The following is a 7717-nucleotide window of genomic DNA, read 5'->3' as shown; positions in this document are numbered from 1 at the left end:
GCGGGAACAAATCCGGGAGCGCCAATTATGAGCAAACGTGCCAAGAAGTGCTGGCTGAGAACGCTTTGGAATTTAAAAGACGACTCGCCTTGGAAAATGTTTTTGAGAGCGAATCTGCCTCTGAAAGTATTTAACCGCTTGGAGTCGTTTTTGGGTCTTCGCCAACAACCGGATTTAGTTTCGCCTTTCGAGTTGCTCGAGCAGTCGGAACCGCAATATTTTCAACCGGCGCTTTGGTACAAACCTTTCTGGTCGCAAATGAAAGCTTTCGCGCTACCCAGCTATTCGGAAGGGTATATCCGCATCAATTTACAAGGACGCGAACCGAATGGAATAGTAGCACCATCTGAATATAATGCTGTTTGCGATGAAATTTGCGAGGTACTTTACCGTCTCAAAGATGGTCGCAGCGGTCAGCCGATGGTGCAAAAAATTATGCGGACTCGCCAAAGTGCGACCGACTGCGACCCCAAACTTCCTGATGCTGACTTGGTGGTAATCTGGCAAGATGACTTCACAACCGATGTGGTAGATAGCCTTGATTTCGGACGCATTGGGCCGGTGCCTTTTCATCGTACTGGCAGTCATCGCGCTAGGGGATTTTTGCTAGCTCATGGGCCTGATATTGCTGCTGGTGACGAGCTGCCGATCGGTCACGCTCTAGATTTGGCTCCCACTATTTTAGATTTGATGGGTGCCAGTATTCCTCAACATTTTGAGGGCAAGCCGATGCTGCAAAGAGCGGTTGCTGCATTGTTAGTATAAATTTGGCTGGAGTAGTGTAGCTCGAACTTTTTTAATCTTGCTCTGCCTGTAATTTGGATAGGAGTTCGCGATCGCATCCGCTAAAACACAATCAAAAGTTTGCTTGCGATCGCATCATCATTCTTTAGACCGATGTAAGCTTAGTGCAAATATCATATAAAATATCTGCCTAAGCCTAGTTGTAAATCGAGGCTCACAATTTAGTGATGACACAGTTACTCACTATTCCTCAATCCTCTTCCAAGTCAGCGGTGCAACCTACTTGGCCGTTTTACTTAGCAGTGGGTATAGCTATTAATGCTGCCATTTGGGGCTTAGCATTAGTTTATTTAAAAGTTAAATCGCCAAGCTATACGAGTGATTTTGCAATCAGTTTGCCTGTCGCAAACTCGTCTACTAATGTTAACGTACCGGGTATTGGGCAAGCATCTGCTTCTAGCGAATCTCCGTATCTAATCTCTTCTCAAGATCCTAGAGAAAACTATAAATTTCTGCTCACAAGTAGAGAGGTGATGAAGGCGGCATCGCAAGAGCTAAATATGTCAGGGTCTGAGTTTGGTCAACCGCGAGTAACAACAATAGCAAATACCACGATTATGAAGATCGAGCTGTCTGGGGAAAATCCCGCACAAGCTCAACAAAAAACCTCTGCTCTCCTGAAAGCACTGCAAACGAAGATTATAGAGCTAAGAAATAAACAGGTCGATCAGCAGGATGAACTCTTAAAGAAGACGCTCCTGTTATCGGAAAATAAGCTGAAAGCAGCACAGCAAAGGCTTTCAGAATACAAAGCTAATTCAATTTTAAATTCTGCCGATCAAATTAAAGAGTTAACAAATACGATCGAACAGCTACGCAAACAGAGATCCGAGGCGATCGCTCAACAGCAACAAGCTAATGCGCGTGCTGTTCAGCTAGCTGCCAATTTAAATTTGTCTGCAAAGCAAGCGGGAGACGCTTTTTCTCTCCAGACAGACCCGGTAATTTTAAAGTCGCTGCAAGATTACAGCGCGTCTAATGCAGCTTTAATCAGTTTGAACGCCAAATTTTTGCCTAATCATCCAGCCGTAATTGACGAAATGGCGAAGCGCGATGCGGCACAAGCAGCGCTGCTGAATCGGGCCAGTACTCTTTTAGGGCGATCGGTTAGTCTGGGAGAGCTAAACCAACTCAACCTAAATAATACGCAATCTGCCTCGGCAAAGACGGCTCTCTCCCAAGACTTAGTGACAGCGCAAGCAGAACAAGAAGGTTTCCAGGCACAAGCGCAGGCATTAGACCGACAGATCGTTCTCTTAGAAAATAGACTCAAAACACTAGCCCAAAAAGAGTCTGCGTTGGCAAGTCTGGAACGAGATGTGCGAACTGCCGAAGCCGTATTTTCTTCTACCCTCGCCCGATTAGATCTCGGTAAATCCACTGTTTCTGCGGCTTATCCTCAAATTCAAGTTTTCTCCGAGCCCAGTTTACCGCAGGTGGCGGCGAGCCCGAAGAAGATATTTGTTTTGGCTGGTGCGGCTTTAGGTTCGGTTTTTTGCACGAACGGAATGGTATTGCTTTGGCTGCGGCAACGTCAGAAGCGATCGGCCAAACGAGTTGACTCTATACCCTCGGAAACTACTTACATACCGACGACTGTACCGGAGGTTTTGGAGCTTGCCAGTAACGGTAATAGCAGTAATGGCAAGAGGGGCTAGAAAAAGTCAAAAGTCAAAATTTTCCCTATTCCCAGCCCCTCAGCCCTCTCCCCCTCCCTGCATTTGTATGAAAATTTTGACGCAAACTTAGCAATTAAATCACAAACTAGGGACTTTTTTAAAGAATAGGTAAAGAACACCCTTAAGTGATTGCAGTATTTCCACGTATTGACTAACATCGGTTCTTAGTTACGCAATTCCCCAGACACAGTGTACTGAGGGGAAATCGTCAAGGGAGCATCAAAAGCTTATAGGCAAGATTGTTCCTAAAATTTATTGATTTATCGACTTCAGGAAATTTATAAACACATAGATTGAAGTAGGAGTAGATTGTGAAAAACAACGTCATTGCTATTGGATTAGATTCAGCCGAGCCTACTTTGTTGGAAGAATGGATGGCGCAGGGGCATCTGAAAAACCTTCGCAAGCTGATAGAGCAAGGAACTTACGGACGCCTGAAAAACATGGATTATTACAAAGGCGAATCCGCTTGGACAAACTTTTTAACAGGTTGTCTTCCGTTCAAAACAGGTTATTGGTCTAAATTCGAGTTTAATCCAAAAACCTATCAAACAAAAACTTTGGGCGCACATGGAGCCTACGATTATCGAGAAATTTCCCCATTTTATGCGCTGGGAGATAAGTATCGGGTAGCAGTATTCGATGTACCTCAGACGACAATTTCCGATCGAGTAAATGGCTTACAAGCTTTAGCTTGGGGCGCTCACGCTCCCATGATCGATCGCGGTTCTCAACCGGAAGGGCTACTTGAGGAACTGATCGGGAAATACGGAGACCATCCAGCCGATACATTCCATCATAACGATCGCTCTGATTGGTACAACCCAGCATCGGTAGCCAAACTAAAGCGAGAAATGGAACTCGGACTCCAGCGTCGCACAGCGATTACGAAAGACTTGCTGAGTCGGGAACCTTGGAATTTGTTCTTGACTGTGATTGGCGAAACTCACACCTTCCAGCACTACTTCTGGCACCTCAGCCAAAAAGATCACCCGCTTTACAAGTACACCGCCACTCCGGACAAAGATCCCCTGCTCGAATACTTTGAAGCTGTAGACGAGTCTCTGGGAGAAATCTTAGCGGAAGCTCCAGAAGATGCCCACATCATGGTCTTTTCCGCTCACGGTCAGGGTACGAACTCCGCAGATTTACTGAGCATGGTCGTGCTACCGGAATTCCTGTATCGGTTTAGCTTCCCCGGCAAATCCTTGCTGAAGTCGCAAGAAATGGGAATGACGCCGCCTGCGCCGCTGACACCAAAAAATATCAAAGAAAGCTGGTACAAACAGCTGCACGCTTTCAAGAACGACCCAGACCGGGTAGCCCGATTCTTACGCTTTGTAGAACCAGCACTTCCCGGTCGCTTTAAGCCATATCTGAGCAAACTTTACCAGAAAATAGCCAAAGTGACTGGTTCTCCTCAAACCGAGTTGTTTAGCTGGCATCCCTCCAAGTGGTATCAACCATACTGGCCGCAGATGAAAGCATTTTATATCCCCGGTTTCTCTGATGGCTATATCCGCCTCAACGTACAAGGAAGGGAATCTCAAGGTGTTGTTTCTGCTTCTGAATACAAGGCTGTCTGCGATGAGTTGATCGAACAATTGCATCAACTCAAAGATGCTAGAAACGGCAAGCCAATTGTTAAGGGTGTTGTGCGTACTCGCGAAAATCCCTACGATGACAACCCCAAATTACCAAATGCAGACTTAGTTGTCATGTGGGAAGATTGGGCTGTAGATGTGGTAGATAGTCCCAAATTCGGTCGCATCGGCCCTATTCCTTTTAATCGCACTGGCGCTCATCGTGCGAGAGGATTTGTAACGGTGAAGGGCCCTGGAATTGCAGCTGGTTCTACTTTGAAAGAAGGACACGCAGTAGATTTAGCTCCCACTATTTTGGAATTGCTGGATGCACCGATTCCAGAATATATGGATGGTAAACCTTTACTGTCGGTAAAAGTTTTTGCTTGATGTGAGTCAACTCAACTCACAACAACGGGGCTTGTTGAGCAAAATATAAATCGCAAGCCCTTTCTTTAAAAAAGATTGTCAGTAAAGTTGAATTGCAAAAATCTTAGATTTATGAAAACCATTCAAGCAGTTGCTCGCTATTTCCCGGAAAGTTGTGGCGGAATTCACATCCACCTGAGTGAAATTATGCCCGTGCTGCAAGCTATGGGAGTAGAGAGCAAGGTGGCGGCATCTGGCGATGAACCTAAAGAAGACTTTTACACTTATAAGGGAGTAGAAGTTTATCGCTATCCAGTATTTCCTACGCCAAAACCAGAACCAAATCACGGTGCATCTTTTCACGGCGGTTTTGAGCATTTCGCTCGTTGGTTGAAGGAACAAAAAGCAGATATTTACCACCAACACCAATGGACTCCTAAGTGCGGTTTGCCTCATCTGCGTTTGGCTAAAGAATTAGGGATGGGAACTGCGGTATCGGTAAGATTGCCTCAGCCAATTTGCCAACGCCAAACATTAATGCTGAATGGGGAAGAAGCGTGCGACGGCAAAATCGATCCGGTGCGGTGCGGTTATTGTTGCGGTGTTTCCCAAAATCTGCCAGCTTCAGTTGTGAAAAGTTTGAGCTATTTACCTGTGGGTGTAAGTCAAGCAGCAGCAGGGGTGATGCGCCGTTTGGAGAAAGCGCCGGGGTCGATCGAAAAAACTGCTAATGCTTTGCTTAAGCCGATTGCGATTCCTGGTTTTGCGGCGGCGCGTTTGCAGGGTTTGCAAGAGATGGCGAAATATGCCGATCGCATTGTGGTAATGTCAGAATGGGTTGGCGAAGCTTTGACGATTAATGGCATACCTAGAGAAAAGCTTTTCTTGTTGAGACACGGCATTGCGGAATCTTTTGCCGATGCTTACAAACAAACAGTTTTACAGCCTAAAAAACCTGGAGAACCTTTAAAAGTTGGTTTCTTAGGTCGCTGGGATCGGACTAAGGGAATTCATATCATCGTAGAAGCAGTCAAATCCCTGCCATCTGATGTGCCGATCGAATTAATTATTCACGGCGTTGCCAGCAATGATGAGTATCGAAAACAAGTTTTATCTCGCATTGGTGACGATCCGCGCATTCGGGTAGCCAAACAATTAAAAAGGGAAGAATTAGGTGCGGCGCTGTCAGGTTTTGATGTGCTAACTGTCCCGTCGCAATGGTTGGAAACAGGGCCTGTGGTGGTATTGGAAGGTCATGCTTATCGCGTTCCTGTAGTGGGTTCCAAACTGGGGGGAATTGCGGAAAAAGTGAAGCATGGCGTTGATGGATTGTTAGTGCCAGCCAGCGATGTCAAAGCGTGGGCTGATGCTTTTGCTCAGTTAGCTTTAAATCCCGATTTGCTGTATAAACTTCGTCAAGGGATTCAACCTGTGCGAACTATTAGTATGGAAGCAGTAGATTCTTTAACGCTTTATCAAAGTATTTTGGCAGAGCGGTCTGAATTGGCGGCTTATAATGTGGGTGCAAGTTTGCAGTTACAGCCGCTATAGCAGGGATATTTAAGGTGGTTTTTGAGCGTCGATATCAGTCAAAGGTGCAATATCATGGGCAGGAAAAATTCGGTGACTAATTTACGGTTACTTTACTTGAAAGAAGCTTTAATAACTACTTTGGTAGGATGGATTCCGCTGAAGCCGGGTAGAGTTTTGCGAAGAGTACTATACCGTAATATTTTCGCAGGTTTGGGTAAATCTGTACAAATTGAACCTGGTGTGGAATTTGTCAATGCCGATCGTACTGAAATTGGGGAGGGAGTGAAGATCGATCGCTATGTTCGACTCAGAAATGTTGGCCGAGATAGTAAAATTCGGATTGGCGATTGGGTACGCCTGAATCGTGCAGCCGATCTCAAACTGCATTCGGGCGGCAGTGGCTATATTGAGATTGGCGATTACACTTCGATCGGCCCTTATACTTGTATGACGGGTCGGGATATTAAAATTGGCAAGTATTGTTTGATCGCACCTCATGTAGGGATTTTTGCCAACAATCACGTTTTTACCGATCCGACAGTGCCGATCGTACAGCAAGGACACACTTACAAGGGCATTGTAATTGAGGACGATTGCTGGTTAGGTAGTGGTGTGAAAGTGTTAGATGGAGTTACGATCGGTCGAGGTAGCGTAATTGGTGCGGGAGCAGTAGTTACTAAAGATATACCTCCTTATTCTATTGCAGTTGGTGTGCCTGCTAAGGTGGTTGGTAAGCGCGATGTTAGTCCTAACAAAACGGGAAATTCTGAAGATAATGAATTTCAAAACATCGACATAGAATCGCAAAGAAACTATCTGGAAAAATTAGTTTGATACAGGTGGTTGAAGCGATTATATAGTGCTGAATAGCTAGCAGGCGATCGCACAACAGCATCGCCTAATCATCCGCAAGGCTGATGCAGAGATTGCACAAAAATTTATAATACATAAAAGGTGTTGTTTTGTTTTTTCATTCGTTAATTCAGCAACTAAAAACCATGCAATATTTGTCGTTGCGTATCACTGCCATTGTGAAAGTTTAACTTATGACAAATTCTGTTTTTGCAGGCTTGATAAAATCAGATAAAAGTTCAACCCAACGACGAAAAACTTCGGGAATTTATCCGCAAAATTTTGAAGAAAAAATAGTTTGGTATTCCATCACAGGAATCTATATCCTGTACTTGATGGGAGCGCAGCATTTATTAGCACCGGGACTGGCTTGGTTCTTAGCCTTTTACCTGTGCAAAAAACTCTGGAATCAAACCGAAGACACTCCACCTGAAGAAAGAATTACCATACCTATTGGTATTTGGGTATGGATTATTTGTATGCTATTTATGGAGGTGGCTTTAGTTGCGGCTCATTTGGACTTCGATATGAGCCTTTTTAAAACTATTAAATCAAGTATCAATTTTTTTATCAGAACTTGGGCTCTCTTTGCCTTGTTCCCTTTAATAGGATGCCTCAAGATCAGACCGCAATTAATTTATAGAGCCATCTGTATCGTTTGCCTGCAAAGTTTAATTATTATTCCCATTTGTTATGTAGCAAGTCTCATACATTTAAAATCTTTATTATACGTTTCTCCTCTTTTTAAATTAGGAGGAGTTGGTGCTGAATATTACAATGTATACCTGTATGGCGTTGATGGTGAAACTCACCAAGCCCGATTATATCTATTTACTCCTTGGGCTCCTGCTCTGGGGCTGGTAGGCGATCTATATTTCTTTCTTACTTATAAAGAAG

At 44.5% G+C, this 7717-nt stretch carries 4 protein-coding genes and 2 pseudogenes; all 6 read left to right on the top strand.

The annotated features are described in order from the left end of the window. A pseudogene (locus H6S82_RS11680) lies at positions 1 to 765 on the top strand (nucleotide pyrophosphatase); the annotation flags it as partial. 206 nt (positions 766 to 971) lie between these two features. Continuing rightward, positions 972 to 2462 (top strand): hypothetical protein, encoded by a 1491-nt coding sequence (locus H6S82_RS11675; RefSeq protein ID WP_190468467.1) that lies wholly within the window; start codon positions 972 to 974, stop codon positions 2460 to 2462. Between the two features lie 332 nt (positions 2463 to 2794). Beyond that, the gene (locus tag H6S82_RS11670; RefSeq protein WP_190468464.1) at positions 2795 to 4456 is read left to right on the top strand and encodes an alkaline phosphatase family protein; all 1662 of its coding nucleotides are present in this window, start codon (positions 2795 to 2797) and stop codon (positions 4454 to 4456) included. Between the two features lie 111 nt (positions 4457 to 4567). Next, positions 4568 to 5986, top strand: a complete 1419-nt coding sequence (locus tag H6S82_RS11665; protein ID WP_190468460.1) for a glycosyltransferase — start codon at positions 4568 to 4570, stop codon at positions 5984 to 5986. Between the two features lie 72 nt (positions 5987 to 6058). Beyond that, on the top strand, positions 6059 to 6802 hold the full coding sequence (locus tag H6S82_RS33955; protein ID WP_322111952.1) for an acyltransferase: 744 nt from the start codon (positions 6059 to 6061) through the stop codon (positions 6800 to 6802). Between the two features lie 212 nt (positions 6803 to 7014). After that, positions 7015 to 7717: pseudogene (locus tag H6S82_RS11655) on the top strand (hypothetical protein); the annotation flags it as partial.

The sequence above is a fragment of the Planktothrix sp. FACHB-1355 genome, assembly GCF_014748295.1.
GTDB lineage: Bacteria > Cyanobacteriota > Cyanobacteriia > Cyanobacteriales > Aerosakkonemataceae > Aerosakkonema > Aerosakkonema funiforme_A.
Note: the sequence above shows the minus strand (reverse complement) of the source record. Positions and strands in the feature narration are given on the sequence as shown.

Coding starts and splice junctions, on each gene's coding strand:
- H6S82_RS11675 (WP_190468467.1), top strand. CDS start 972: ATGACACAGTTACTCACTATTCCTCAATCCTCTTCCAAGTCAGCGGTG.
- H6S82_RS11665 (WP_190468460.1), top strand. CDS start 4,568: ATGAAAACCATTCAAGCAGTTGCTCGCTATTTCCCGGAAAGTTGTGGC.